At 71.4% G+C, this 25,328-nt stretch carries 24 protein-coding genes and 1 pseudogene; 12 read left to right on the top strand and 13 right to left on the bottom strand.

From position 1 onward, the window contains the following. Positions 1-3: 3 nt before the first annotated feature. The 3 genes from IH48_RS0113210 to IH48_RS33245 are packed head-to-tail and all read left to right on the top strand — an operon-like array spanning position 4 to position 3,200. Complete coding sequence (locus IH48_RS0113210; RefSeq protein WP_078849693.1) at positions 4-1,527, top strand: bifunctional 3-(3-hydroxy-phenyl)propionate/3-hydroxycinnamic acid hydroxylase; 1,524 nt, start codon at positions 4-6, stop codon at positions 1,525-1,527. A 16-nt stretch (positions 1,528-1,543) separates the two neighbouring features. Beyond that, positions 1,544-2,263, top strand: coding sequence for an SDR family oxidoreductase (locus tag IH48_RS0113205; protein WP_051839707.1), 720 nt, complete (start codon positions 1,544-1,546; stop codon positions 2,261-2,263). Positions 2,264-2,273: 10 nt separating this feature from the next. Further along, complete coding sequence (locus IH48_RS33245; RefSeq protein WP_037841876.1) at positions 2,274-3,200, top strand: fumarylacetoacetate hydrolase family protein; 927 nt, start codon at positions 2,274-2,276, stop codon at positions 3,198-3,200. 111 nt (positions 3,201-3,311) lie between these two features. Here the strand turns inward: IH48_RS33245 and IH48_RS0113195 are convergent, their stop codons facing one another. From IH48_RS0113195 to IH48_RS0113180, 4 genes and pseudogenes are all read right to left on the bottom strand, one after another. Beyond that, positions 3,312-4,670: an aminomethyltransferase family protein gene (locus IH48_RS0113195; protein ID WP_030903261.1), complete on the bottom strand. Its 1,359-nt coding sequence runs from the start codon at positions 4,668-4,670 to the stop codon at positions 3,312-3,314. A 115-nt stretch (positions 4,671-4,785) separates the two neighbouring features. Beyond that, entirely contained in the window at positions 4,786-5,847 is a 1,062-nt protein-coding gene (locus tag IH48_RS34360) for an AraC family transcriptional regulator (protein ID WP_051839705.1), read from the bottom strand. A 75-nt stretch (positions 5,848-5,922) separates the two neighbouring features. Further along, a pseudogene (locus IH48_RS33240) lies at positions 5,923-6,656 on the bottom strand (formyltetrahydrofolate deformylase). 16 nt (positions 6,657-6,672) lie between these two features. Continuing rightward, on the bottom strand, positions 6,673-7,539 hold the full coding sequence (locus IH48_RS0113180) for a methylenetetrahydrofolate reductase (RefSeq protein ID WP_051839704.1): 867 nt from the start codon (positions 7,537-7,539) through the stop codon (positions 6,673-6,675). Between the two features lie 402 nt (positions 7,540-7,941). On the opposite strand from IH48_RS0113180, the gene IH48_RS0113170 reads away from it, so the two are divergent. Then, positions 7,942-8,940 (top strand): aldo/keto reductase family protein, encoded by a 999-nt coding sequence (locus IH48_RS0113170; protein WP_030903257.1) that lies wholly within the window; start codon positions 7,942-7,944, stop codon positions 8,938-8,940. A gap of 297 nt (positions 8,941-9,237) precedes the next feature. Continuing rightward, complete coding sequence (locus IH48_RS33235) at positions 9,238-10,296, top strand: ATP-binding protein (protein ID WP_234434237.1); 1,059 nt, start codon at positions 9,238-9,240, stop codon at positions 10,294-10,296. Positions 10,297-10,355: 59 nt separating this feature from the next. On the opposite strand, the gene IH48_RS0113160 is transcribed toward IH48_RS33235, so the two are convergent. Then, complete coding sequence (locus IH48_RS0113160; protein WP_030903256.1) at positions 10,356-11,312, bottom strand: SDR family oxidoreductase; 957 nt, start codon at positions 11,310-11,312, stop codon at positions 10,356-10,358. Positions 11,313-11,409: 97 nt separating this feature from the next. Here IH48_RS0113160 and IH48_RS34355 point away from each other — a divergent pair, with 97 nt between their 5' ends. Beyond that, a complete protein-coding gene (locus IH48_RS34355; RefSeq protein ID WP_051839702.1) occupies positions 11,410-12,057 on the top strand; it encodes a TetR/AcrR family transcriptional regulator in 648 nt (215 codons plus the stop codon). A gap of 35 nt (positions 12,058-12,092) precedes the next feature. On the opposite strand, the gene IH48_RS33230 is transcribed toward IH48_RS34355, so the two are convergent. Then, positions 12,093-12,875, bottom strand: coding sequence for a ketopantoate reductase (locus tag IH48_RS33230; protein WP_199809947.1), 783 nt, complete (start codon positions 12,873-12,875; stop codon positions 12,093-12,095). After that, entirely contained in the window at positions 12,872-13,039 is a 168-nt protein-coding gene (locus tag IH48_RS36615; RefSeq protein ID WP_199809946.1) for a hypothetical protein, read from the bottom strand. The genes IH48_RS33230 and IH48_RS36615 overlap by 4 nt, the downstream gene beginning before the upstream one ends. 112 nt (positions 13,040-13,151) lie before the next feature. Here IH48_RS36615 and IH48_RS0113145 point away from each other — a divergent pair, with 112 nt between their 5' ends. Further along, positions 13,152-13,838, top strand: coding sequence for a TetR/AcrR family transcriptional regulator (locus tag IH48_RS0113145; protein ID WP_030903253.1), 687 nt, complete (start codon positions 13,152-13,154; stop codon positions 13,836-13,838). Between the two features lie 144 nt (positions 13,839-13,982). Here IH48_RS0113145 and IH48_RS0113140 read toward each other — a convergent pair whose 3' ends face one another. Next, positions 13,983-14,564, bottom strand: a complete 582-nt coding sequence (locus IH48_RS0113140) for a hypothetical protein (RefSeq protein ID WP_030903252.1) — start codon at positions 14,562-14,564, stop codon at positions 13,983-13,985. Between the two features lie 139 nt (positions 14,565-14,703). Here IH48_RS0113140 and IH48_RS0113135 point away from each other — a divergent pair, with 139 nt between their 5' ends. Continuing rightward, positions 14,704-15,321 carry a TetR/AcrR family transcriptional regulator gene (locus IH48_RS0113135; RefSeq protein ID WP_051839700.1) on the top strand — a complete coding sequence of 206 codons (618 nt, stop codon included), beginning with the start codon at positions 14,704-14,706 and terminating at the stop codon, positions 15,319-15,321. Here the strand turns inward: IH48_RS0113135 and IH48_RS0113130 are convergent. Continuing rightward, entirely contained in the window at positions 15,310-15,951 is a 642-nt protein-coding gene (locus IH48_RS0113130; protein ID WP_037842008.1) for a TetR/AcrR family transcriptional regulator, read from the bottom strand. The two genes, IH48_RS0113135 and IH48_RS0113130, sit on opposite strands and share 12 nt — an antisense overlap. A 95-nt stretch (positions 15,952-16,046) precedes the next feature. Between IH48_RS0113130 and IH48_RS0113125 the strand changes: the two genes are divergently transcribed. After that, positions 16,047-17,645, top strand: a complete 1,599-nt coding sequence (locus IH48_RS0113125) for an FAD-dependent oxidoreductase (protein ID WP_051839845.1) — start codon at positions 16,047-16,049, stop codon at positions 17,643-17,645. A gap of 24 nt (positions 17,646-17,669) precedes the next feature. On the opposite strand, the gene IH48_RS0113120 is transcribed toward IH48_RS0113125, so the two are convergent. Next, positions 17,670-18,530 (bottom strand): DUF427 domain-containing protein, encoded by an 861-nt coding sequence (locus IH48_RS0113120; RefSeq protein WP_030903244.1) that lies wholly within the window; start codon positions 18,528-18,530, stop codon positions 17,670-17,672. 175 nt (positions 18,531-18,705) lie between these two features. On the opposite strand from IH48_RS0113120, the gene IH48_RS0113115 reads away from it, so the two are divergent. Beyond that, complete coding sequence (locus tag IH48_RS0113115) at positions 18,706-20,502, top strand: MOSC and FAD-binding oxidoreductase domain-containing protein (protein ID WP_030903242.1); 1,797 nt, start codon at positions 18,706-18,708, stop codon at positions 20,500-20,502. A gap of 37 nt (positions 20,503-20,539) precedes the next feature. Here IH48_RS0113115 and IH48_RS0113110 read toward each other — a convergent pair whose 3' ends face one another. After that, a complete protein-coding gene (locus IH48_RS0113110; protein ID WP_030903240.1) occupies positions 20,540-20,989 on the bottom strand; it encodes a MarR family winged helix-turn-helix transcriptional regulator in 450 nt (149 codons plus the stop codon). A gap of 185 nt (positions 20,990-21,174) precedes the next feature. Here IH48_RS0113110 and IH48_RS0113105 point away from each other — a divergent pair, with 185 nt between their 5' ends. Both IH48_RS0113105 and IH48_RS0113100 read left to right on the top strand, forming a co-directional pair. After that, entirely contained in the window at positions 21,175-22,665 is a 1,491-nt protein-coding gene (locus IH48_RS0113105; protein ID WP_051839697.1) for an MFS transporter, read from the top strand. Positions 22,666-22,787: 122 nt separating this feature from the next. After that, the gene (locus IH48_RS0113100; RefSeq protein ID WP_030903235.1) at positions 22,788-23,750 is read left to right on the top strand and encodes a LysR family transcriptional regulator; all 963 of its coding nucleotides are present in this window, start codon (positions 22,788-22,790) and stop codon (positions 23,748-23,750) included. Here the strand turns inward: IH48_RS0113100 and IH48_RS0113095 are convergent. Next, a complete protein-coding gene (locus IH48_RS0113095; RefSeq protein WP_030903233.1) occupies positions 23,699-24,445 on the bottom strand; it encodes an SDR family oxidoreductase in 747 nt (248 codons plus the stop codon). The two genes, IH48_RS0113100 and IH48_RS0113095, sit on opposite strands and share 52 nt — an antisense overlap. Positions 24,446-24,498: 53 nt before the next feature. Next, positions 24,499-25,266 carry an oxidoreductase gene (locus IH48_RS0113090; RefSeq protein ID WP_030903231.1) on the bottom strand — a complete coding sequence of 256 codons (768 nt, stop codon included), beginning with the start codon at positions 25,264-25,266 and terminating at the stop codon, positions 24,499-24,501. Between the last annotated feature and the right edge of the window lie 62 nt (positions 25,267-25,328).

Raw genomic sequence — 25,328 nt, 5'->3', positions numbered from 1 at the left:
ACCATGATGAACAGCACAGTCGAACACGATGTCGATGCCGAGATCACCGTGGATGTCGTCGTCATCGGCTGCGGGACGACAGGTCTCGCGCTCGGGCGCCTGCTGGAGCTGGAGGGCCTGCGGGTCGCCGTCATCGACCGCGGCCGGATGCCGATGGCCCGTCCGCGCGCGACACATGTCGACGACGAGACGATGCGAGCGTTCCAGACACTCGGGGTGAGGCACCTGGAGAAGGACTTCTCGCCGATGGGTATCTACCGTCACTATGACGACAAGTGGCGCATCGTGATGCGGATGGACATGAACCGGGGCCGCACCGAACAGGGATGGCAGTCGGACTACATGTTCCACCAGCCCGACTTCGAGGCCGTGTTGCGCGGCTACGCGTACAACTACGCCAACGGCGGTACGTACTTCGGCTGGGAGGTCACGTCGCTGAAGGACGCGGGCGACAGCGTGCTGGTGGACCTCCGCGAGACCGCCACCGCCCTGGACCGCCGGATCAGGGCGTCCTTCGTGGTGGGGTGCGACGGCGCCAACTCGGGCGTGCGCGAGTTCATGGGCTGCACGCAGATCGACCACCGGGCGACGCACCGCTCACTGATCGTCGACATCATTCCCCTCGTCGCCAAGGACAATCTCCCCCCGGGCCGCGACGCCTTCATCCAGGGGGCGATCCGCAATCCGTTGACGTTCACCCGGATCGCCGGGCCCCGCGTGCGGTTCGAGTTGATGCTCCGCCCCGATGACGATTCGGCGGCCTTCGCCCGCACCGAGAAGGCCTACGACGTCCTGTCGCCGTGGTTCAGTCCGGAGGAGTACCGGATGCTGCGCTGCGACGTCTACGAGTGGCGGTCGCTGACGGCCGGCCCGTGGCGCGCCGGCCGGTTCCTGCTCGCCGGGGACTCCGCGCACACCATGCCGCCACACCTCGGCCAGGGGATGTGTTCCGGCATCCGGGACGCGACGAATCTCGCGTGGAAGCTCGGCAGGGTGGTTCGGGGCGAGTCGCCGATGAACCTGCTGGAGACCTACGAGACCGAGCGCCGGCCGCATGTGGACACGTACACGAGGCTGTCCGCGCGGCTGGCGAACAAGATCGAGGCCCTGGCCGCGTCGGAGGAGGAGCCGCCGCTGCTGCGGGCGGAGGCGTTGCGCCCACGCCTGGGCCCGGGTGTGGGCGACGACGCGAACGAGCTTGCAGGCACGCTGAGTTCCCAGCCGAGAACGGCCGGCGGCCGGCTCCTCGACGACGTCGTGGGCTACCGCTTCGCGCTGGTGGCGGACCCCGCGGTCCTGTCGGGGACGAGCGACCGGACGAAGTCGCTGCTGGAGACGCTCGGCATCCATGTCCTCCAGGAGTTCTCCGGGGAGGTCCGGGACTGGGTGACCGGCCTGGGAGCAGCGGCCGTGATCATCAGGCCCGACCGGTACCTCTTCGGCACCGCGGGCGACTCGGCGGAACTGGACGTTCTGGTCGCCGCGCTCGGGACCTCGTTGCTTCCCTCCGCCATGTCAGCTTCGTAGAAGGATGGGGACCCGCATGATGCTCAAGAAAGACGCACACCTCCTCGTCATCGGCGGAGCCCGCGGCCTGGGGTTCGAACTGGCCAGAACCGCGTCGGAGCAGGGAGCGCGCGTCACCGTCACCGGGCGGGACGCGGACGCCGCGGCGGCACGCGCGGCCGAACTCGGCCCGTCGGCTCGCGGGCTGGCCTGCGACCTGGCGGACGCCGCCTCCCTCGACCGGCTGTTCGCCGGCATCGACACGGTCGACCACCTGGTGCTCACCGCCATCGAACGCGACCGCAACAGCGCGGCCGACTTCCACGCGGACGCCGCCGCGCGGATGATGCTCATCAAGACCGTCGGCTACGCGAACGCCGTTGCGCACGCACTGCCCAGGCTCAGCCCGGACGGCTCGGTCGTCCTGTTCAGCGGCCTGTCCATGTGGCGCCCCGCGCCGGGGTCCACGACACTCTCGATGGCCAACTCCGCGATCCTCGGCCTGGTCAACTCGCTCGCGGTCGAGATCGCTCCGGTGCGGGTGAACGCCATCACACCCGGCACGGTGGCGGGAACGGCGGCGATCGACAACGCCGCGCCGGTCCTCGCCGAGTTCTTCGAGACGCAGCGCCGGCGCACGCCGGGCAAACGGCTGCCCACTCCCGATGACATCGTCGCCGCGGTGCTGTTCCTGCTGACCTGCCCGAGCGTCACCGGCGAGAACCTCGTCGTGGACGCCGGATACCGCCTGGTCTAGGAGGCTCTCCATGCGCTGGGTGACCTATCTCTCGCCGGCCGACGGCACCGAGCACGTGGGGGTGCTGGACGGCGGCCGGCTGCACGGCAGTGCGGGTCCCGCGCGGCTGATCGACCTGCTGGGGCTGCCCGGCGACGGTATGGCCCGGGCCGGGCACCTGCTGCTCGGCGATCCCGGTGAGGTGCTGCCGGCCGGCGAGGTGGTGCCGTGTGCGCCGGTTCCGGTGCCGCCGTCCATCCGCGACTTCATGTCGTTCGAAAACCACGTGGTGACCGCGTACGGCGCTCTCGGGCGCGAGGTCAGCCCCGTCTGGTACGAGCAGCCGGTCTTCTACTTCACCAACCCCGCGGCCGTCCACGGGCCCCGCGATCCGGTGGAGATCTCCCCCGGATCGGAGCGGTTCGACTACGAACTGGAAGTCGCCGCGGTCATCGGCAGACCGGGATCGGACATCCCCCCGGGCGAGGCCGCCGCGCACATCGCCGGGTTCATGGTCCTGTGCGACTGGAGCGCGCGCGATCTCCAGGCGCACGAGATGGACATGGGCCTCGGACCGGTGAAGGGGAAGGACTCGGCGACATCCTTCGGGCCGTTCCTGCTGACCCCCGACGAACTGGCCGAGCGGCGGTCCGGGCGGGGCTACGACCTGGAGATGACCGCACACGTCAACGGCGTTCGGTATTCGTCGGGCTGCCTGGCAGACCTGTCCTGGTCCTTCGAGGAGATGGTCGCCCACGCCTCGCGCGGCACCTGCCTCCTCCCGGGCGACGTGATCGGCTCCGGCACCGTGGGTACCGGCTGCGTACTGGAGCTGTCGGCCGTGCACGGCTCGCGGAGCTTCCCGTGGCTGCGGGCAGGCGACGAGGTTCGCTTGGCGGTCGAGGAGATGGGCGCGGTCGAAGCACGGGTCGAGCCGGCGCGGCCGAGCCGGACCTGATCAACGCCGGGCAGGAGACCGTGACCGTGTGCTCCGGAGCCTCCTACGTGATGTGCCGGTACCCGCCCGGGTACCGGCACATCGTGCTGCGACGGCTGTGCGGCAGAGCGGCTAGGCGAGGGGCCGGGTGCTCACGACGGCCCGGACCTCCCTGAGGGCGTGGGGCGATTCGACGGCGGGACGCAGGCGGGCGCCCTGGGGGTCGCCCCAGAGCACGGTCACTTCGGTGCCGTCGGCGGCCAACTCCTCGTCGATCATGGCCAGCGAGGACCACGCGCCCACGTTGACGGTGTAGCCGGTGCGGTTGGAGATGCCGACCACCCGGCCGGCGTGCAGGATCGCGTCGTACTGGAAGGTGGCGTAGACGCCGTAGGGGATCTGCAGGTACCTGGGGCGGTCCTGCTCGGGCGAGTGGAGGGCGTCACCGAGGAGCCGGGTGACGTCCTCGCGGTTCCACCGCAGCCAGACCTTGCGGCGGTGGGGTTCCGTCTTGATCCGCCGCAGTGCCTCGCCACCGATGAAGTCGTGGTCGAACTTGATGATGTTCGCGTAGCCCAGGTCGTAGGGCGTGGGGACGTAGTCGTCGATGTCGTCGGAGGCGAAGCTGCCCCCGAGGGAGGCGCCGGCCTCAAGGCCCCGGGCGGGCAGCCACTCCCGGTAGGCCTTGGTGGCGCCACCGGCGTAGATGCCGGGCACCACCAGGCCGAACCACCCTGACTCCAGCGCCGTCGTGGAGTACGCGATCGCCCCGCCCTGCCGCAGCCCGTACTGCTCTCCCGCGGTCAGTAGCGCCTCCAGGACCCGCGGCCCGGACCCCGCGGGCCCCCAGATCTCCAGCCCGGTCCTCTCCTGCCCGGGGACGCCGACCATGGTGTGGTTGAGCGCCTGAACCCGGACTCCGGCGATGTCGAAGGCACCGATGTTGAAGAACTTGATCCGCGGCAGCGGGGCACCGTGCGCGGCCGAGACGATGTCGAGGGCCCGGGGTCCCTGCACCTGATAGCGGAAGACGAGGCGTTCTCCCGTGTTGACCAGAGCGTTCTCGTCGCGGCTGATCGCGACGTCGTAGCCGCCCCGCTCGGCCTGGAAGGAGACCCAGTTCGCGGCGACGGGGCCGCCCACGAGGCTGACCTTCTCCACGCCGAGCCCGAACAGGATCGCGTCGCCGATGTACTGGCCCTCCTCGTTGCACACGATGAGCTGCTTGGCCTTCATCGGCCCGAAGGCGGCGAAGCTGTTGACGGCCACGTCGCTCAGCAGGCGCCGCACGTCGGGGCCTTCGAAGTAGACGTCCGTCATGTGGCGCTGCTCGAACAGTACGGCGGTCTCGCGCCAGGACTTCTGCTCGTCCTGCCAGGTGGTGAACTGGGGTGGGATGGGAAAGGGGTGGGCGCCGGCGCGTGCGCCGCGCAGCATGCGCAGCGGCCCGCCGGCCTGGTGGATCTTGTTCTCGAGGCTTTCGATGGCCATGTCTCGTCCCTTCCGCGCCGGCCCGGGAATGCCCGGTGGGGCCCGCGTCTGGGAACGTGACGTTATAAGCCGAGCCGCACGCGACCGAGCCGTCGGGCGAAGGCAGGGGTGCCGGTCAGCGAACCCCGGGGCCGCCTACGGACCGCAGGGTCGTGGCGGGACGGACGCCGAACCGGCCGCTGTAGCCGGCCGCGAACCGGCCGGCATGCCAGAAACCCCACCGGCTCGCGACCTCGGTGACGGTGGTTCCGTCTCCGGGGTTGGCGCGCAGCAACTCGTCGTGGGCCCGCAGCAGTCGCTGCTCCCGGACGAACTCCCGCGGCGTCCTGCCCAGTTCCTTGCGAAAGCCCATCTCCAGCGCCCGTACCGTGACACCTACCGCACGGGCCAGTTCGGGGATCGTCCAATCGGCCTGATCCTCGGCGCGGACCAGGTCGATCGCCTCGCGGACGGTGCGCCGGCCCGGGCGTGGCTCCTCACCCAGCAGCCTGGCCCGGTAGTTGTGGTTGACGGAGAGCAGCACGGTGCACAGGATCTGCTCCTCGATGCGGCGCGCGACCACGGGCGGGAGTGGGGATCCCGGGTCCTTCCGGTCGTAACTGGCCGCCAGCAGCTCCGCCGTGCCCGCCAGTGAGCTGTGAGCGGGGCCCGCGACCGGGCCCGACCGCAGGGTCAGGTCGGTGGGCGGCGGTTCCAGGAGCAGGTTTCCGAGCGCGGCCGCGACCGCGTGCAGGTCGACGCGCAGCGTGAGGACCGACACCTGGGCGCCCAATCGCGCGTGCATGGTGTCACGTGAGCTGGTGACCCCCGCCGTCTCCCCGGCCAGGACGTCGAACTCCCGGCCCTGGGTGCGCAGGCGCAGCCCGCCGTGGACCGGGAACAGGATCGCGAGGTGGTCGCGGCGCGAGGCCTTGATCCGGTCGGCGACGACCCGGTCCACGACGACATCGGTGCCGTAGGTCAGGTAGAGCAGCGAAGCGGAGTGGACCCGGACAGCCCGGCAGGTGGCCTCGAATCGGCGGTCGTGACCGGGCACGACCAGCTGGTTCGCGGACAGGACGCCTGCCGCCAGGGCCGACGCCTGAGCGGGGTCCCTGGTGCGGTAGCGCTCGTAGGCGCGCAACGGCCCGTCGTAGCGGCCTTCCCGCGGGGCGACGGTGCTGTCCTGATCGAGCATCCCGTTCTCGCTCTCGCTCTCGGCCCCGGACGTGGGTCAGGTCCTCGGGCTCCTACGCGTGATCGCGTGTGGTACTCATCGGAACACGACCGTGCGGTGCCCGTCGAGCATCACGCGGTTCTCCACGTGCCACTGCACGGCACGTGCCAGTGCCGGCGACTCGTTGTCGCGGCCCAGCGCGGTCACGCCTGCTGGTAGGGCTTGGCGCCCTTGAAGCCGGGCAGCATCGAGTGGTGGATGTTGATGGCCCGTCCCGCGAGAGGGGAGCACAGATCCGCCGAGAGGATCTGCAGGTAGCGGGCCGGCACGACCACGTCGGCCTCCAGCTCGCCGACGAGCCGCAGGAGCTCCGCCTCGGCTTGGGGCTTGGTGGCCGCGGTGACCGGTATGTGCGGGAACGGCACGCCCGCGGCGGCCGCCGGCGGTTCGAGGTCGGGATGGTTGGAGACCACCGCCGCGATGTCGGCGTTCAGCTGACCGGCCCTGGCACGGTAGAGCAGGTCGTTGAGACAGTGGCCGAATCTGCTGACCAGGATGATCAGGCGGGCGCGACGAGTGGCGTCCACGATCTCCCAGCTCATCAGGAACTCCCGGGCGACCGCGGTGAACTCCTTGCCGAGCAGGTCGACGTCACAAGTGGCGTCCACCACCGCCTTGAACGCCAGGCGCATGTACAGGCGTGAGGTATCGGGGTCGATGAACTGATGGCTCTCGGTGATGCTGCAGCCGTGATCGGCGACGAATCCGGTGACCGCACGTACGATCCCGGGCCGGTCCCGGCACGACAGGGTGATGACGGCATCGCTCATGAGATCCGCCGGGCTCCTACCGCGGGCCGGCTTCGCCGGCCGCCTGCCGAGCGTCCGGCCGGGGCATGTGCGCGTCCCGCCAGGCCATGTACTGGGGAACCTGGTTGAAGCTGAAGACATGCAGGCCCTCGATTCCGGCCGCACCGGCGGTCGCCCTGACGAACGGCGCGGGGTCGTAGGCGCGGCCCAGCAGGACGTTGCCGACCATGCCGCGCTGCTTGCTCAGGTAGCGCAGCGACTGGCCGACACCGACCTTGAGGGACAGCTCCGCGAGCCTGGTGATCTTCAACGGCCCGGCCACGCCCACCCGCAGCGGCAGTCCGATCCCGCGTTCCTGGGCCCGGCACAGCCACTTGCGTACGACCGTGGCGTCGAAACACATCTGGCTGACCATGTACGTGGCCAGCTTCTGCTTGCGCTCCAGGGCGGCCCAGAGCCGCTCGTCGTCGATACGGGGATGGCCTTCGGGGTAGCAGCCGACGCCCAGACGGGTCAGGCCGTGGTCGCGCCCCCGCAGATCCTCCAGCACGTGGCCGGCCTCGTGGTAGGGGCCGACCGGCGTCTCGCCGTCGCCTCCGACGACGAACAGCTCCGTGATGCCGAGGTCTTCGATCCGCCGGACGAAGTCGGTGAGCGCGCGCGGGCCGGGCACCATGCGGGCGGCGAGATGCGGCACCACCCGTCGCCCGGAGCGGACGGCGAGAGCGCACGCCTCCAAGGTGCGGTCGAGCCCGAACCTGGGCGAACACGTGATCGCGACCGTGGCATCGGCGGGCGCGGCCCGGATCTGCTCCCGGGCGCCCTTGAGCGGGATGATCTCAAGGGTCGCGGCCGCCATGAGGTGCTCGGTGGTGAGTGCGTTCGGCAGTGGTTCCGACGTCATCGCCGCACTCCTTCCTGTCTGGCGTCCGATTGCCATGGGCCTGTTCGCGTGGCGTGTCCGGATCCCCGCGTCCGTCGGGCTCGCGGCGGCCGTCGCCGCGCCGGGTGCTCGACCGGGCCTTGGCACCAGGGACGCTACGGCGGCGCGATGCGGCGGCCGAGCCGTACAGCGAACGCCCGGGTGTCATTCTGCGAACCCCCTGCCGCCGGCCTTTCAGCACCCCGGATCGCGGGTGGGCCGCCCGCATCGTCTGCCCGAGATCGTCACGCCCGGTACGGTCATCAACACAGCCGACAGCAGCTGCATCAACCCCGCCCTGGAGCCGGCGGCCCGCCACCGCTGACCCGCACCGGCACCGGACACCTACCGCCGGACATCTCCCCACGGGAGCAAGGAGCACCCATGCGATACCGCACACTCGGCAGCTCGGACCTGGAGGTCTCGGAGATCTCGCTCGGATCCTGGCTCACCTACGCCGGCGGCATCGAGGCCGACCAGACCCGGGCCTGCACCGAGGCGGCGTTCGAGGCGGGCATCAACTTCTTCGACACCGCCAACGTCTACGGCCGAGGAGCCGCCGAGACGGCCTGGGGCGAGATCCTCTCCGCCCACCCCCGCGACTCCTACATCCTGGCCACCAAGGTCTGGGGCCGGATGTCCGAGGACCCTGCCGACCAGGGCCTGTCCCCGGCACAGATCGCCAAGCAGATCGACGCCTCCCTCACCCGCCTGAAGACCGACCACGTCGACCTGTACCAGGCGCACCGCTTCGACCCCGCCGTGCCGATCGAGGACACGATCGAGGCGTTGCAGAAGGTGGTCGAGCAGGGCAAGGCCCGCTACCTCGGCTTCAGCGAGTGGACCCCCGAGCAGATCCGGGCCGCGATCGACATCGCGGGGCCGGACCTGTTCGTCTCCTCCCAGCCGCAGTACTCCATGCTCTGGCAGGCCCCCGAAGCGGAGGTCTTCGGCCTGTCCGCGGCCAACGGCATCTCCCAGATCGTCTGGTCCCCGCTCGCCCAGGGCGTCCTCACTGGCAAGTACAAGCCAGGACAGCCCGTGCCGGAAGGCAGCAGGTTCGCCTCCGCCGACATGGCCGTGTCCAAGGACCTGGTCTACAGCGACGCCACCCTCGCTGCGGTCCAGCGCCTCGTGCCGATCGCCGAACAGGCCGGGATGAGCATGCCCGCCCTCGCCCTCGCCTGGGTCCTGCGCCGTACCGAGGTCGCCTCCGCCATCACCGGGGCCTCCCGTCCCGAACAGGTCCACAGCAACGCCGCCGCCTCCGGCATCGAGCTGCCCGACGACCTGCTGACCGCCGTCGACGAGGCCCTCGGTGACGTCCCCGTCACCGAACCGACCCTCGGCCCCAACGCCAAGACCGGCATCACGCACCGCTGACCGAACGCCTCGCGTTCGACGTCCTGACCGCCGCGCTCCACGGCCGGCGGTGCAGGCTTCGACTCGAAGGGGCGAAACCGCATCTTCATGTCACCGAGCGAGCCGTGACGGCTGAGGTGGCGGAGGAGCCGCAGGGGGCCTACGACGCGGGGGATTCCCCCACTCGGAGTGGGCCGTCCTCGTGCGGTTCGCTGAGGTCGGTTTCGTAAAGGTCGAGCCGGGGATCTCGCGCTGCCGGCCGAGCAGCACCGGACGGTTTCAGGAGGCGGCGGGGCCACTCGCGGGCCGGCTGTGATCATGACCGGTCGGCGCCGTGTGGGGAAGTCGCGCCTGGCCCAGGAGTTCTGCGACCGCGCGGGAGCGCCGTACGCGGTTTTCCAGGCCACCCGCGGACGCAACCCGGTGGCCGAGCGCGCCGACTTCGTCGCCACACTCGCGCAGAGCCGCCGCTACCGGGGGCGGGGCTGGTCGCCGGCCTCCAGGCGCAAGACTGGAACCTGGCTCTGCGCTCGCTGGCGCTCGCGGTGCCGGATGACTCACCCCGTATCGCTGTCCTCCAAGCCCGTATTGCTGCTGCTGGTCGGCAGCGACATGTCGGTGATGGAGGCACTGCAGTCCTGCGGGCGCCCGTTCTTCGGCCGAGCGGCGAAAACGACCGTCCACCCCCTGAATCCGGCTGACGTGCGATCCATGACCGGGCTCGGCCCTGCAGAGGCTGTCGACGCCCAGCTGGTCAACGGCGGGTTCCCCGAGGCTTCGTATTCCCGGGCCGTGCTGGAAGCGGTCGGCAGCGGTGAGCGTACGTTCGGCACGATGGCGGCCCGAGCGGGTGGTGCCAACGCCCTGCCGTCCGGCACGCTCTCCCCGCTGCTGGCCACGCTGCAGGACAAGAGGGTCCTGGCCGCGGACCTCCCCCTGTCCGCCAAGCCGGACAGCAAGAACAAGCGCTACCGGATCGCCGACCCGTATCTGAGGTTCTGGCTCGCTTTCCTGGCACGCTCGATCCCCCTGATCGACCGTGGCCGGGGTGACTTGGCACTGGAACGCATCGAGCGTTCGTGGACCACGTGGCGGGGCCGAGCCGTCGAGCCGTTGATCCGCGAGTCGTTGCTGCGTCTGATGCCTGACGGCGAGTGGCCCGTCGGGTCGGTCAAGTGGCTGGAGAATCAGCCCTTCGACCGCCACGACTACGACGCCTTGGTGCGCGCCATGCTCACCGTGCCGGGCACTGCCCCGGATACGCCCCTGGTAGCGGTTTCCCGCTGCGGCATGGAAGAAGAGCTTCCGCTGACCGCGCACTGGGGGGCCGGAGGATCTCGTGCGGGCGTGGGAGCCCAGGTAGCCGCCGAGCGATGACGTGCCGAACGGTCATCAACGCCCCCGCAGCCGCGCTCCCGGACCGGAGCCGGGCGCCTTCAGCCGTGCGTGGGCTGTTCCTCGAAGCGCACGCCCGTGAGTTCCTCGGAGAACCGCCAGACGCGACGCGCCTCGTCGGCGCCGCGCAGCCTGCCGTACAGCTTCTGCTCGGTCGGCGGGCCGCCCAGGTGGCCCGGCCCGCTGGGGCCGTAGAAGCCGCCCGGCTTGGCGTCGGGCGCGGTGGCGGCGTAGAGGGCGGGTAGCTGCGCGCTCCGTACCGTCCCGAGGAGGATCCCGCGGGACGACAGGGCGCGGATCAGCCGCACGCCCAGGGTGTCCTTGTCGCGTCCGACCTCCGGGCGGGCCGCGAGCAGGTTGGTGGGGGCGACACCCGGGTGCGACAAGTTGCTCGTGATGCCCCAGCCGCCGGCCTCGCTGCGCCGGTTGAGCTCCAGGCCGAAGAGGCCGAACGCGATCTTCGACTGGCTGTAGGCGCGCATGCCGCGATACGACCGCTCCCAGTTCAAGTCGTCCCAGTTGATGGCGCCTTGGTTCGCCGCGACGCTGATCTGCGACGTCACGCGTGCGTGGCCCGCGCGCAGCAGCGGCAGCAGGTGCGCCACCAGGGCGAAGTGGCCGAGATGGTTCGTGCCGAACTGCAGCTCGAAGCCGTCGGCGGTCGTCCGGCGTTCGGGCGGCGTCATGACCCCGGCGTTGTTGACGAGCAGGTGCACGGGGTTGCCCTCCTCGAGGAGGGTCCTGCCGAGCGCCGCGACCGAGTCCAGCGAGGACAGGTCGAGTGCGCGCAGTGACACGTCCGCCTCGGAGACCTGCTGACGGATCCTGGCGCGCGCCGCATCCCCCTTGCGCGCATTGCGGACGGGCAGGACGACCTGCGCTCCGGCGGCGGCCAGGCGCGTCGCGATGCCGAGCCCCATCCCGTCGCTCGCCCCGGTGACGACGGCACGCTTCCCGTGCAGGTCGGGGACGGTGATGTCGAAGTCTCGGCGTGCCATGTGGGTTCCCTCGTCCGGGGCGGCCGGTGGCCGTTAAGTTGATACCGGCTGGTACCAGAAATGTATTTCTGGTACCGAGGTGTGTCAACATGAGGTCATGGTCATACCGCCTCTGGTGCGTCCCTACCGCGGAACCCCGGCAGAGGACCGCGTCGCACAGCGGCGCGAGGCACTGCTCAGCGCGGCGCTGAAGGTGTTCGACGCCGACGGCTGGAGCGGTGTGAGCGCGCGCCGTGTCTGTGACGAGGCCGGCCTGACGCGCCGCTACTTCTACGAAAGCTTCGAGGACGTCGACGCCCTGATGGGTGCGCTCTTCGAGGAGATCACCGGCGAGGTGCGGGCAGCGGTGCGCGCCGTGGTCGCCGCTGCCGACGCGCCGCCGGCGGACATCGCGCGCCGGGCCGTATCGCGCGGGCTCGACGTCCTCCTGGCCGTACCCGCCAAGGGACGCTTCGTGGCCCGTGCCCAGAGCGCCGGAGGCGCTGTCGCATCGCGCCGCGCCCGTGCGCTGGACGACCTCGCCTCCATCGTGGAGCGGGGGTTCATCGCGGAGCGCGCCGCGGCCGCGCCGCCCCTCGGGGCCGGGCGGGCCCGGGTCGCCGCGGTGGCGGTGGTCGGAGCAGTCCTGCGGATCATCGACAGCTGGCTCGGCGGGGAGGTCGACGTGACCCGCGACGAAGCGGTCGCCTGGAGCACCGCCGCGGGGCTCGGGGCCATGGCCTCCGTCACGTCCGCCCGGCCGTAGCGGGCGCGGGCGGCGCGGGCGGTACGCAGGCGGTGCTACGCGAACAGCGGCTCAAGCGCGGTCATCCGGGGGAGCGCAACGCCCAACCTGCGTGCCTCGGCCAGCACGTCCTTGGTGTAAAGGCTCATGGCTTCCGGCCCGAGGTGCCCCGTTTCTTCGGCCTGCGCCATGATGGAGCCGTAAATGGTTTCCGCGCCCAGGAATTTACGCAGGAGAAAGCCGAGCAGCCCGGCAGGAATGTACGAGAAGGCGGCGGCGCCCAGCCTCGGCGTCCCGCCCTTCGCCTTGAGCAGCGGAACCATTTCGCGAATGAGCAGGACGGATTCCTTGGCGGCGGTGCGTGACGCGGCCATCCTGGAAAAGCTGCCGGCTTTGATCGCCTGCGCCAGCAGGCCGGCGTCCATGATGAAGTGGAACCACAGCCAGCTGCGGAAGTCGCGCTGCTCGGACACCCTGAAACCGGAGCGCCTGAACAGGTCGCGGACCTGCCGGTAGCGGTCGGTCCGGTTCGAGTCGCCGCAGAAGCCCATGAAGACGGGCTTCAGCAGCCCGCCGCGGAGCGCGCTGCCCGAGACGCCGCCGCCGGCGCCGGGAAAGCCCCAGACGACCTGGTCGCCGGGCAGACCGGACACCGCGTCGGCGGGCTCGGTCCAGACGTTGTTGAAGACGAGCACGGTCGCCCTGCCGACGCGCGTGCTCAGGAATGTGACCGCCGAGTCGAGCTGGTCGTGATTGACGCTCAGGATGATCAGGTCGTAGTCGTGGCCGGCGTCCAGCTCCTCGCGCATGGTGATCGGCCACGTCTCGCCGACCGTCACCCCCTTGCGGCCGCCCGTCCGTCCTGGATCCGCAGGTCCACTTCGGGCCCGTACTGCGCGGCTCTGCCGGGACGGACATAGAAATCGACCTGGTTTCCGGCCTTTTCCAGCGCCCAGCCGTAGAGCATGGCGATCGTTCCTCGGCCGAACATGAGAATCTTCATGGCGTTCTTCGCTTCCTCGGAATGCGGTGACGGTAAGGGCGGTGCTGCCGCCTGCCGGCCACGCTAACCTGAGAAGTGGACGACTGTTTCCACATGCGAGAAAGTGAGAGAAATGCCTGCCGATCTCTCCCGGAAAACGATCAGGGAATCACCGGACAGCGGGAACGGTGTATCCGGCGGGTTGCGCAGCGATGCCCAGCGCAACCGCGACCGCATCGTCCGGGCGGCTCACGAGACGTTCACGGAGCGTGGAACGGCCGTACCCATCAGCGCGATCGCGCGCCGCGCCGGCGTCGGAGCCGCCACGCTGTACCGCCGCTTTCCCACCCGCGCCTCGCTCGTCGCGGCGGTGTTCGACGACCAGCTCACCGAGTGCGCCACCGCCTTCGACGAAGCGCTGGCCGACCCGGACCCGTGGCACGGCTTCCGTTCCTTCGTCGAGACGGTGTGCGCCGCGCAGGTCGCCGACCGCGGCTTCACCAGCGCCTTCCTCGCGCAGTACGGGGAGACCGACGACGGCCGCCGCCAATGGGACCGCGCCGAACCCGACCTCGCGCGGCTCGTCCAGCGCGCCAAGGAAGCGGGCCGCCTGCGCGGGGACTTCGACCCCAGCGACGTGCTGGTGCTCCTGCTCGCCAACAACGGACTCGCCGCGCAGCCGCCCCACGTCTCGGAGCCCGCGTCGCGACGGCTGGTGGCCTACTTCCTCCAGTCCGCCGAAGCGGACCGGACCAAGCCCCTGCCACCGGCGGCCCCGCTGGGCCTTGACCAGATCCGCCGGCTCCCGACCGGCCTGTAGCGAGGCGCCGTACGTCGAGCACAGGGCACAGGGCGCAGCGCGCGAAGCGGCGTGTGCCGCGGGCCCGGTCGGCGCGGGGGTCGCCGGTCGGGCCCGCGGCGGTCGGGGGCCGGGCGGTCGGGGGCCGGGCGGTCGAGGCCCGGGTCACGCGTCCTTGCCGGCGCGTCCCTTCCCGCGTCCCAGCCGGAGGGCCGAGACCAGGAAGAAGATGCCACCGAGGACGGCGTAGCCGGCCAGGCTGCCCAGGGAGGCGTTGTCCTTGCCCGCCTGCGCGAAGAAGGACGCCCCGGCGACGGCGGAGATCGCGCCGCTGGCGATCATCGGCCACTGGCCTCCGAGCCCGCGCCGTACGGCACCGACCACCAGCTGGACGAGGCCCGCCGTGATGGCCCACAGGCCCCAGACGCGCAGGACCGACGGGATGCCGGACGTGGCGGCGAGGACGAGGCCGACGCCGGCGAGAGAGCTGAGCGCGATGTTCACGTACAGGGCGCGTACCTGGCCCTGGCTCGCCCTGGCCGACCGGATGTCGGCGACGGCACACGCCACGTCGAACAGCGGGTAGATCACCAGCAGGGTCGCGCTCAGCGGGCCCAGCGTGCCGGCGGACGCGAAGAGCAGGATCGCCCACACCGCGGCGAACGCGAAGCGCAGGACGTACAGCTTCCGGAGGGCGGCGGCGGGGACGGCGGCCGGGGCGGGGCTCTGGTCGGCGAGAGCGTTCATGGGATGCCTTTCGGTGGCGATGCGGTACTAGCAGTGAGGGAGAACGTTCGGTATCGGTGCCTCACCGGCATTCAAAGGGCTGGGACGAGCGATTGTCAAGACCGAACGTTCTCCCTCCGGAGTGCGATAGCCTGGGTCCATGAGTCGGGGCACATCAGGCGGCAGCACGTCCGAAGCGCGGGCCAGGCTGCTCGGCACGGCGACGAAGATCTTCTACACGGAGGGGATCCACTCCGTCGGCGTCGACCGGATCACCGCGGAGGCGCAGGTGACGCGGGCGACGCTGTACCGGCACTTCGCCGGCAAGGAGGATCTGATCCTCGCCTACCTCGACCAGGCCGACCAGGGGATCAGGGCACAGGTCGCCGCCGCGGCGGCGAGTGCGGACTCGGCGGCCGGCAGGGTGCGCGCCGTGGGCCGGTCCATCGCCGACGGGATCGAGTCGACCGGTTTCCGCGGATGCGCCTTCCTCAACGCGGCGGCCGAGTACCCCGACCGGGCGCACCCCGTCCACCAGGCCGTACTGGCCCACCGGGAGTGGTTCCTCAACACCGTCACTGAGCTGCTCGAACAGGCCGGTCACGCGCCTGCCGACGCGGCCGGCCGGCACTTCGTCATGCTGCGGGACGGCGCGATGGCGGCCGGCTGCCTCTTCGACCCGGCGCTGGTGTCCGAGACATTCCTGCTGGGCATCGAGGAGCTCCTGCGGGAGCCGGCGGGCGGCGGCGTCCCCGCCGCACATCCGTCAGGACGATGAAGGCGGGGGCGCGTCCCCGTCCGTCCGGTGGCCGCGTACGAGCGGCAGGAAGAGTGCGTCGACGATCGTCCTGATGCGCTCGGGGCCCAGCGGTCCCAGATCCATCAGCATGTCGTGCCGGACCAGGTCGAACGGCATCGCCAGCACGGCGGGGTCGATGCGTTCGAGGTCGATCTCGCCCCGGTCGTGCGCCTGCTGGTAGACGGCCCGCACGTGCGGCAGCCCCTGCGCGGCCATCACCCGCTCGCGGGCCTCGGACGGGGTGAGGCCGGTGTCGGCCAGCAGCCCCGAGAAGGCGGCGGCCGCGGCGATGGCGAAGAACCCGGCGAGCGATTCGCTCATGGCCGTCAGCTGGGCGAGCAGGTCGCCGCGCAGGGTGCCGGTGTCGGGGACGGCGACCGGGTTGGCCTTCCTGTGGTGCTCGATCGCGGCGAGCACGAGCTGGTCCTTGTTGGCCCAGCGCCGGTAGAGCACCGCCTCGCTGGTGCGGGCGCGCGCGGCGATCGAGCCCATCGTCAGGCGCGCGTACCCGGCCTCGACCAGCTCGTCCCACCCCGCCGTGAGCAGCGCGGCCTCCAGCTCCTTGCCGTGACGCCGGCGGCGGGCGGGGCCGGGATCCTCTGTAACCACCACGCCACGATAGAAAGGTTTGCCTTTCTTAGCAACCCTGCCTACCATGCCGAGATAGGGATTACTTTCTTGTGCGAGTTGACGAGGTGATCGAGATGGCCGGGGCAACCGGGACGACCGGGACAACGGGTACGTCGACCGCGGTGCTGATCGTCGGTGCGGGCCCGACCGGCCTGACGCTGGCCTGCGAGCTCGCCCGCCGCGGCGTCCCGTTCCGCCTGATCGAGGCGTCCGGCGGCCCGCAGCCCGGCTCGCGCGGCAAGGGCATCCAGCCGCGCACCCTGGAGCTGCTCGACGATCTCGGCATCGTCGACCGCGTCATCGCGCACGGCCTGATGGCGATGCCGATGCGTTCGACCGCCCCCGACGGCCGGGTCACGCTGGGTGGTGGCGAGCCCGAGTCGCTCCGGGACCGCCCCGACGTCCCGTACACGACGAGCCTGATCACGCCCGAATGGCGTATCGAGGAAGCGCTCAGGGTGCGGTTGGCGGAGCTCGGCGGCGAGGTCGAGTTCGGCACGGCACTCACCGGGTTCGAACAGTCGCAGGACGGTGTTTCCGCCGTCGTCGCCAAGGGCGGCGAGACGGAGACGGTCACCGCGCGCAGGCTGGTCGGCTGCGACGGCGGCCACAGCGTCGTGCGCAAGCAGGCCGGCATCGCGTTCGAGGGCGAGACGCGCGAGGAGGTGCGGATGATCGTCGCGGACGTGGCGCTCGACGGCCTCGACCGCGACGCCTGGCACATGTGGCGCCACGAGGAAGGCCTCGTCGGCCTCTGCCCGCTGCCCTCGACCGATGTCTTCCAGTACCAGGCCCTCATCGCTCCGGGTCAGGACCCCGAACTCAGCCTGGCGAACATGCAGGCCATCCTCGAACGGCGTAGCGGCCGCACCGGCATCCGTCTCCGCGAGCCGGAGTGGTCGTCGCTGTGGCGCGCCAACATCCGCCTCGTCGACCGCTATCGCGAGGGCCGCGTGTTCCTCGCGGGCGACGCGGCACACATCCACTCGCCCGCAGGCGGCCAAGGGATGAACACCGGCATGCAGGACGCGCACAACCTCGGCTGGAAGCTCGCGGCCGTCGAGCAGGGCGCCCCGCGTGCGCTTCTCGACACCTACGAGGCCGAGCGGCGCCCGATCGCGGCCGGGGTGCTCGCGCTCTCGAACGAGCGCCTGCGCCGGACGCTCGAACAGAACGGCATGTCCGTGCAGCGCGACGCGAGCACGACTCAGCTGGGCGTGGGCTACCGCGGTTCCGCACTCGCCCGCGACGACCGGGACAGCCGGGACGCCCGGGACGCCCGCGACGAGGCGGGCTTGCTCAGGGCCGGCGATCGCGCCCCCGACGCGACCGGGCTGACGACGGCGGCAGGCGGACGCCGGCTGTTCGACCTGACGCGCGGCGGGCGCTTCACGCTCCTGGACTTCGGCGCGACGGGTGCCGCGGGCGCGACGGGCACCGCGAGCGCCGCCGACGCCGTCGCGCCCCCTCCGTCCGGCCTCAGGACGCTGCGCGTCGTCGGCGGGCAGCCGGCCGGGCCCGACGACGTCGCCGACACCGGAGGCCACCTCGCCGCCGCCTACGGCGCGGGCGACCGCACCCTCGTGCTGATCCGCCCCGACGGCTACGTCGGGCTGATCTCGGACGCCGGTGACGTCTCCGCCGTGCGGGAGTGGCTCACCGCCGTGGGCTGAGCCCCGCCGCCGAAGCCTCCGGAGTCAGCGGCCCTCGACCTCGTCGACGTCCAGCCCGCGGTCGATGCCGTGCGGGATCACGTTCTGCCCCGGCTCGGGGTGCAGCCGCTCGCCGTCGAGCCGGACCTCGACCTTGTCCGCCTCGAACGACACCAGGTCGCTGACCCTGTCGACCTCGCGGTAGGCGTCGCGGTACGACCAGGCGGCGCGGCGCGCGTCGCCGATGTCGTAGTAGTCGCACAGGCCCTTGTAGGGGCAGAACGTCCGGCCTTCGACCGGGCGCAGCCGTGCCTCGTCGATGTCGGCGCGCGGCACGTACCAGCGCGGCGCGAATCCCGACTCGAAGAGCACGACGGGGTGCCCGGAGCGGGCGACGACGGTGTCACCCAGGCGGACCTCCAGCGTCCTCGACGTGTTGCGGATGTCGATGCGGTGGTACGGGTCGGCGGCGTGTCCCAGGACCCGCTCGTCCTCCTCGTAGAAGGCGTCCATCGCCCGCCACGCGAAGGCGATGCGTCCCTGGAGTACGGCGGCGTGGGCGGGCGGCGCGGCGAACTCCCAGGCGGCGCGCTCGGCCGTGCGCTCGCCCGCGTGTACGGCGTACCAGGAGGTGTCGCCGAGGTCCTTGTGGTGGGTGACCTTGCCGCTGGGGACCAGGGCCTGGCCGACGACGTCCGCGCGCGGGAAGTAGGCGACGGGGTAGCGGCTCGGCTCGTGGAGCAGCAGCACGTCCTCGCTGTCGGCGATCCACACTCCGTGGAACTTCACACGCATCCTGCGGCGCAGCCGCTCCGCGTAGAGAAGCCGTTCGGGGAGCGGGTCGGCGGTGAGGAAGTGCCCGATCGCGCCTGCGGACAGGGGGCCTTGCTGCCAGGACAGTCCCATGGCGGGTTCCTTCTGGGAGGAGAGGCCGTGGTCGCGACCCCTGGGTCGAGCTGTATCGGTTCTTGCGACCAGTAGAACACGCTCATCCTAACTGGTCAACGCATATTAGTCGGTTAGGGTGAACGCGTGGTCCGTATGTCCGGGCACAACTAGGATCAACCGCGGGAGGTCCGCAATGGCGACGCTGCTGTCGGTCAACGTGGGGAAGCCCCGCGATGTCCCCTGGAAGGGGAAGACCGTCCACACCGGAGCGTGGAAGTCCCCCGTGCGCGGCCCCCGCATGGTCAGGCGGCTGAACGTCGACGGCGACGGCCAGGGCGACCTGGCGGGGCACGGCGGGGAGATCCGGGCCGTCCTGGTGTACCAACTCCAGTCGTACCGGTACTGGCGCGAGCAACTCCACCGGGACGACCTGGACTTCGGGATCTTCGGCGAGAACTTCACCGTCGACGGCCTGCCCGACGACGACGTGTGCATCGGGGACCGCTACCGCGTGGGCGAAGCCGAGTTCGAGGTCACCCAGCCGCGCGTCACCTGCTACCGCGTCGGCATGCGCCTGGGCGAGCCCACCATGGCGTCCCTCCTCGTCGCCCACCACCGGCCCGGCTTCTACCTGCGCGTGATCACGGAGGGACGCGTCCAGGCGGGTGACGAGATCACGCTGACCCGCAGGGGCCAGGAGGAACTCACCGTCGCGGACGCGGACGCGCTGCTCTACCTGCCGCGCCGCGACCCCGACAAGCTGCGCAGAGCGCTGAACATCCCCGCGCTCAGCCCCGGGTGGCAGCAGTCCTTCCGCGACCTGGCCGAGGCCCGGCAGCCCGAGGCGGAACCGGGGTGGCCCGAGGCGGGTGCCGGGACCCGGCAGCCAAGGCAGGAGCCGGCGTGGCCGGGCTTCAGGGCAATGCGCGTCACCCGTATCGTCCGGGAGACACCCACCGTCTCGTCGCTCTACCTCGACACCCTGGACGGCGCGCCCGTACCCGATGCCAGTCCGGGCCAGTACCTCTCCGTGCGCGTCACCGCCGGCGGGGGAGCCGACGCGGCCCCCGGGGCCCGGGAGGCCCCCGCGGTGCGCAGCTACTCGCTCTCCTCCGTGCCCACCGACTCCACCTACCGCATCAGCGTCAAGCACGAGCCGCACGGCAGGGTCAGCGGCTTCATCCACGCCGCGCTGCGCCCCGGCGGCCTGCTCGACGTGGCCAGTGCGCGCGGGACGTTCGTACTCCAGGGCGGCGACCGCCCGATCGTCCTCGTCTCCGCCGGGATCGGCGCCACCCCTGTCCTCGCCATGCTGCACCGGCTCGCCGCCGCGAAGGACCCGCGGCCCGTGTGGTGGATCCACACCGCCCACGACCGCGCACAGCACGCCTTCGCCGACGAGGCCCACGCCCTCCTGGGGCGGCTCCCGGCCGCCCAGGAGCACATCTTCTACACCTCCGACGCCCCGCGCCCCGGCGAACTCCACGTCACCCGGGGGCGTCCGACGGCCGGGGCGCTCGCGGAGATGGGCGTCCCCGCCGACGCCGACGCGTACCTCTGCGGGCCGCCGGCCTTCATGGACGCGCTCTCCGGCTTCCTGCGCGAGCGCGGTCTGCCGCCCGAGCGGATCCACACCGAGCAGTTCAGCGCCCTGCCGGCGATCAACCCCGGCATCACAGGCGTCGCGGCGGGGGCCGCGCCCCGCCCGCACCAGCCGTCCGGGCCCCCGGGTACGGGCCCTCTCGTCACCTTCGCGCGCAGCGGCGTCACCACGCCCTGGTCGGCCGGGCACGCGTCCCTCCTCGACCTCGCCGAGGCGTGCGACGTCCCCACCCGCTGGTCCTGCCGTACGGGCGTGTGCCACACGTGCGTCACGCACCTCGTGGACGGAGACGTCACGTACACGACGGAGCCGCTCGAACCCCCGGAGCCCGGCACCGCCCTCGTCTGCTGCAGTGAACCCGCAGGCGAGGTCGTCCTCGACCTCTAGCGGCCCCCGGGCGGCGGCGTTGGTCAGGGCCGCGTGGTCAGGGCCGCGGCCAGGGCCTGCCGCCGAGCCGCTCGATGTCGGTGTTGAAGCGCCGCAGGTACGAGGCGAACGCGCTGATGTCCTCGTCCGACCAGTCCGTCATGACCCGGTCGAGGCCCTCGACGGTGCGTTCGCGCTCCTCGTCCAGCATCCGGGCGCCCGCGTCCGTGATGCGGAACTTGCGTGCCATGCCGCCGCCCGGGTCGGGGATGCGCTCGACGAGCCCGGCGTTCATGGCCGCGGCTGTCTGCCGGTTGAGGGTCGAGGTGTCGAGGCCGAACGCGTCGCTCAGCTCGCCGATCGACATCGGCCCCTGCACGCGGATGCGGCTGAGCAGGATGTAGGCGCTGCGCTCCAGGGAGCTGTCCTTGCGGTTCCTGTGGTGCACGAGGGTGTGCCGTCCGAGCAGCATCTGCTCGTACTCGACCTCGTACGTGGGTTTGACCATGCGCTCGGCGCCTCCCGTCTGTCGCTCGGGCCCCGCCGGCGCGTCCCTCGGCGCGGCCCGCGCCCATCCTACCCAGCGATGTGTGCCATACATTTATCGTGGTTAATGCATATCGCATGTACGATGCATGTCAGTATCTCCGGGCATCGGTGTGCCCGATCACCTGACAATCCGAGGAGTCCGGTATGGACGCTCCCCAGCCATCGGCCCGCGCGGGCGGCGTCATCGCCACGCTGGCCTTCGCGGGTACCGCGGCGGCACTCATGCAGACGCTGGTCACGCCGCTCATCGCGGAACTGCCGCGCCTTCTGCACACGTCCGCGTCGAACGCGGCCTGGGTCATCACCGTCACCCTGCTCGTCGGAGCGGTCTGCGTGCCGGTCTCCGGCCGCCTGGGCGACATGTTCGGCAAGCGCAGGATCATCCTCGCGTGCTGCGTGCCGCTGCTGGTGGGCTCGGTGGTGTGCGCCCTGTCGTCCTCCGTCGTACCGATGATCGTCGGCCGCGGTCTGCAGGGCATGGGCATGGGCATGGTGCCGCTCGGCATCGCCCTCCTGCGCGACACCGTCCCCGCCGAGCGGCTGAGCTCCTCCATCGCCCTCGTCAGCGCCTCCATGGGCATCGGCGGCGGGCTCGGCCTGCCGATCGCCGCGGCCGTCGCCCAGTACGCCAGCTGGCGCGTGCTGTTCTGGGGTTCCGCCGTGCTGGCCGTGGCGATCGCGGCGCTGGTCCACTTCCTCATCCCCGACGTGCCCAACGCGGCCGCCAAGGGCCAGCGCTTCGACGGCCTCGGCTCCGTCGGCCTCGCCATCGGTCTCGTGTCCCTGCTCCTCGCGGTCTCCAAGGGCGGTGACTGGGGCTGGGGCTCGGGGACGACGCTCGGCCTGCTCGCCGCCGCCGTCGTCGTGCTGCTGGCGTGGGGCCTGTGGGAGCTGCGTACCCGCGACCCCCTGATCGACCTGCGCACCACCGCGCGCCCCCGCGTGCTGCTGACGAACATCGCGTCGGTCTTCGTCGGCTTCGGCATGTACGCGAGCATGCTCGTCATGCCGCAACTGCTGCAGCTGCCGTCGGCGACGGGTTACGGCCTCGGCCAGTCGCTGCTCGCCTCCGGCCTGTGGATGGCGCCGGGCGGCCTCATGATGATGTTCGTCTCCCCGCTCGGCGGGAAGCTCACGGACGCCAAGGGCCCCAAGTTCACGCTGATCAGCGGCGTGCTGGTGATCGCCGTCGGCTACGGGCTCTCCCTGCCGCTGATGGGCTCCGCGTGGGGCCTGATGCTCTCCGCCATCGTCGCCAACAGCGGCGTCGGACTCGCGTACGGGGCGATGCCGGCCCTGATCATGAGCGCTGTACCGCTGTCCGAGACAGCGGCGGCCAACGGCTTCAATTCGCTGATGCGCTCGCTCGGTACGTCGTTCGGCTCGGCCGTGATCGGTGTGGTCCTCTCCCAGATGACCGTCACGATGGGCGGCTTCAAGATCGCCTCGGAGTCGGGCTTCCGCACGGCGCTGCTGGTCGGGTGCGGTGTGTCGCTGGTCGCCGCGCTGATCGCGGCCGCCATCCCGGCCGTCAGGGCCGCGGCGGCGGGCGGGAAGCCGGGTCACGGGGGAGGGGACGACGTGGTGTCTGCGCCGGGGGAGGTCGCCGCGTCGGGGGCGGCGCTGGAGGCCTGAGGCCGGCCGAGGCACGCCCCGGGCTTCGCCAGATCCGGTGGCCGGGCCGTTCACCTAGGCTTGCGAGGACGGCCGGGCCGACCGCTGTCCGCCGCGGCCCACTGCCGGAAGGGACGGAGCCGATGAGCATCCGCCAGTTCGAATACGCCCTCGCCGTGGCCGAGGCGGGCTCGGTGACGGCCGCCGCCGAGTCGCTGCACGTCGCCCAGCCGTCGGTGTCGCAGCAGATCCGCGGCCTTGAGCGGGAGCTCGGCGTGACGCTGTTCGCCCGTACGCCGTCCGGTCTCGTGCCCACCGCCGTCGGACGCGCCTTCCTGCGCGACGCGGAGGTCGCGGTTCGGGCGGCGCGGCGGGCGAAGGCGACGGCGCGGGCCGGCGCCGCCGAACTGGAGGGCGAGCTCGTCGTCGCGGCGCAGATGGGCCTCGGCACGCGGCAGCTCCCGGGCGCGCTCACCGCGTTGCGTCGCCGCTACCCGCGGCTCGAAGTCACCGTTTTCGAGGAGGCGAACCCGGCTGAGCTCGATCGGCTGGCGCGGCGGGGCGTGGTCGATGTCGCCCTGATGGCCGGGGATTGCGGGGAGGAAGACCTGTACGTGGGCCACCACCTCGGCGACGAGGAGTTCGTCGCCGTGCTCGGCCCCGAGCGCGCCCAGCTCGCCGGTGGCCGGGTCGAGCTGGGCGAGGTGGCGCGGGAGCCGTGGATCAGGTTCGACCACGACAGCGCGCTCGACGGCGTGCTGCGCGACGTGCTCCGCGACAACGGCCTCGCCCCGGCCACCGTCGCCCGCGTCTCCCAGACGGCGACGGCGGTGCGCTGGGCCGCCCACGGCCTGGGCGTGACGCTCGTCCCGGCCTCGGCCGTGCCTCCCGGGTTCGAGCACCTCACACGCCCGGTGCTCCCCGCGGTCTCCATGCCCGCTATTGCCGCGATCCGGCCCGGTGCGGGCCCTGCGGAAGCGGCCCTGCTCGAATTCCTGCGCCAGGAAACCTGGCACTACACCGCCGAATCCACCGGAAACACGTCAGAATCCGGTCACAGCTGGGTTGAGCCCCCATCCACCACGAATTCGCTGCCCGTGGTGTAAGTGGCGTCGAACGCCAGGAATGCCATCGCTCCGGCGATTTCCTCCGGAGTCCCGAAACGGTGCATGGGATTATCCGCGACGCGCTCCGCCTTGAACCGCTCGGCGGCCTCCTCGGTCATCGTCCTCTCCAGGGTTCCCGTGTCCACGGGGCCGGGGCTGATCGCGTTGACGCGGATCCCGCGCGGCAGCAGTTCGCCCGAGAGGGTGCGAGCCATCGAGCGCAGTGCCGCCTTGCCGGCCGCGTAGACGCTGGTCCCCGCCAGGCCCATGACGTTCGCGGCCGAGGTGGTGAGGACGACGCCGGCGCCCGTGCGCAGCAGCGGTGCGAGCTTCTGCACGGTGAAGAAGGCGCCCTTGACGTTGACGGCGAACGACGTGTCGAACATCTCCTCGGTCGTCGACTCCAGGGGTGCGGCGGTGGTGACGCCCGCGTTGACGAACAGGGCGTCCAGCGTGCCGAGTTCGTCGCGTACGCGGGCGGCCAGGCCGTCCAGGTCGGACAACGAGGAGACGTCGCTCATGACGGCCGTCGCGTTGTCCCCCAGCTCCTTGGCGGCAGCGTCGAGAGTGGCACGGGAACGGCCGGTGATCACCACGCGCGCTCCCGCATCCACCAGCAGCTTCGCCGTGGCGAGGCCTATGCCGCTGCTGCCGCCCGTGATCACCGCGTTCTTGCCGTCGTACTCGTCGTTCATGTTTCGCGCCCCTTTCCGGGGTTCTCCGTCCGGCCCTTCGTACTTCGCCCTCATCAAGCGGGGAACTCGCCGCCGTCGACGGTGAGGTTCCGACCGGTCAACCAGCTCGCCCGGTCCGAGACGAGGAACAGCACCGCGTCCGCGATGTCCTCGGGCCGCCCGTCGCGCCCCAGGGGCGGCGCGGCGTCGTCCTGTCCGGGGCCTTCGCTCAGGCGCGCCCACTGCTCGCGCGTCGCCTCACCGCCGGGCGTCGCGGTCCTGCCGGGGGACACGGCGTTGACCCGCACCCCGAACGGCGCAAGCTCAAGGGCGAGTCCGCGGCTGTAGTTCTCCAGCGCCGCCTTCGCCGCCGTGTAGTGCAGGAACGGCGGCGCCGAGGTGGGGACGGCAGCCGACGAGATGTGCACGACGGCGCCCGAGCGCCGTTCCCGCATCCCCGGGGTCAGCAGCGAGTCCAGCCGCACCGACGCCAGGAAGTTCAGGTCGAGTTGGTCCTGCCACTCCTCGTCGGGGATGGCCGCGGCGTTCGGGAACGGCTGTGCGCCGCCCGCGTTGTCGACGAGGATGTCCACCCCGCCGAGCGTGCTCCGCGCGGCCGCCGCGAGCGCCTCGGCGCCGGCGCGCGTCCGTACGTCCGCCTCCACGAAGGCGGCGCCCTCCGGCACCGTGCTCGCCCTCGACCTGGCGGTCGTGAGCACCTCGGCGCCCGCGTCCAGAAGCCGGCGCACAATGGCCGCGCCTATTCCGCGCGAACCGCCCGTGACCAGAGCCCGCTTTCCAGCGAGTTCCGAATTTTCCGTTTCATTCTTCAATGTGGTCATGGTTTTGACCGTAGGCCGGGCGAAGAATGAGAGGCAAAGACGAAAAGCGAGCAGACGGCATA

The organism is Streptomyces sp. NRRL F-5126, from assembly GCF_000721265.1.
Lineage (GTDB): Bacteria > Actinomycetota > Actinomycetes > Streptomycetales > Streptomycetaceae > Streptomyces.
Note: the sequence above shows the minus strand (reverse complement) of the source record. Positions and strands in the feature narration are given on the sequence as shown.

Excerpts from the sequence above, each read along its gene's own strand:
- IH48_RS0113145 (WP_030903253.1), top strand. The coding sequence starts at position 13,152 with ATGCCTGCCGATCTCTCCCGGAAAACGATCAGGGAATCACCGGACAGC.
- IH48_RS0113170 (WP_030903257.1), top strand. The coding sequence starts at position 7,942 with ATGCGATACCGCACACTCGGCAGCTCGGACCTGGAGGTCTCGGAGATC.
- IH48_RS0113180 (WP_051839704.1), bottom strand. The coding sequence starts at position 7,539 with ATGACGTCGGAACCACTGCCGAACGCACTCACCACCGAGCACCTCATG.
- IH48_RS0113160 (WP_030903256.1), bottom strand. The coding sequence starts at position 11,312 with ATGGCACGCCGAGACTTCGACATCACCGTCCCCGACCTGCACGGGAAG.
- IH48_RS34355 (WP_051839702.1), top strand. The coding sequence starts at position 11,410 with ATGGTCATACCGCCTCTGGTGCGTCCCTACCGCGGAACCCCGGCAGAG.
- IH48_RS0113135 (WP_051839700.1), top strand. The coding sequence starts at position 14,704 with ATGAGTCGGGGCACATCAGGCGGCAGCACGTCCGAAGCGCGGGCCAGG.
- IH48_RS0113090 (WP_030903231.1), bottom strand. The coding sequence starts at position 25,266 with ATGACCACATTGAAGAATGAAACGGAAAATTCGGAACTCGCTGGAAAG.
- IH48_RS33245 (WP_037841876.1), top strand. The coding sequence starts at position 2,274 with ATGCGCTGGGTGACCTATCTCTCGCCGGCCGACGGCACCGAGCACGTG.
- IH48_RS36615 (WP_199809946.1), bottom strand. The coding sequence starts at position 13,039 with ATGAAGATTCTCATGTTCGGCCGAGGAACGATCGCCATGCTCTACGGC.
- IH48_RS0113110 (WP_030903240.1), bottom strand. The coding sequence starts at position 20,989 with ATGGTCAAACCCACGTACGAGGTCGAGTACGAGCAGATGCTGCTCGGA.
- IH48_RS0113100 (WP_030903235.1), top strand. The coding sequence starts at position 22,788 with ATGAGCATCCGCCAGTTCGAATACGCCCTCGCCGTGGCCGAGGCGGGC.
- IH48_RS0113140 (WP_030903252.1), bottom strand. The coding sequence starts at position 14,564 with ATGAACGCTCTCGCCGACCAGAGCCCCGCCCCGGCCGCCGTCCCCGCC.
- IH48_RS0113205 (WP_051839707.1), top strand. The coding sequence starts at position 1,544 with ATGATGCTCAAGAAAGACGCACACCTCCTCGTCATCGGCGGAGCCCGC.
- IH48_RS0113105 (WP_051839697.1), top strand. The coding sequence starts at position 21,175 with ATGGACGCTCCCCAGCCATCGGCCCGCGCGGGCGGCGTCATCGCCACG.
- IH48_RS0113195 (WP_030903261.1), bottom strand. The coding sequence starts at position 4,670 with ATGGCCATCGAAAGCCTCGAGAACAAGATCCACCAGGCCGGCGGGCCG.
- IH48_RS0113125 (WP_051839845.1), top strand. The coding sequence starts at position 16,047 with ATGGCCGGGGCAACCGGGACGACCGGGACAACGGGTACGTCGACCGCG.
- IH48_RS0113120 (WP_030903244.1), bottom strand. The coding sequence starts at position 18,530 with ATGGGACTGTCCTGGCAGCAAGGCCCCCTGTCCGCAGGCGCGATCGGG.
- IH48_RS0113095 (WP_030903233.1), bottom strand. The coding sequence starts at position 24,445 with ATGAACGACGAGTACGACGGCAAGAACGCGGTGATCACGGGCGGCAGC.
- IH48_RS33235 (WP_234434237.1), top strand. The coding sequence starts at position 9,238 with ATGACCGGTCGGCGCCGTGTGGGGAAGTCGCGCCTGGCCCAGGAGTTC.
- IH48_RS0113210 (WP_078849693.1), top strand. The coding sequence starts at position 4 with ATGATGAACAGCACAGTCGAACACGATGTCGATGCCGAGATCACCGTG.
- IH48_RS34360 (WP_051839705.1), bottom strand. The coding sequence starts at position 5,847 with ATGCTCGATCAGGACAGCACCGTCGCCCCGCGGGAAGGCCGCTACGAC.
- IH48_RS0113115 (WP_030903242.1), top strand. The coding sequence starts at position 18,706 with ATGGCGACGCTGCTGTCGGTCAACGTGGGGAAGCCCCGCGATGTCCCC.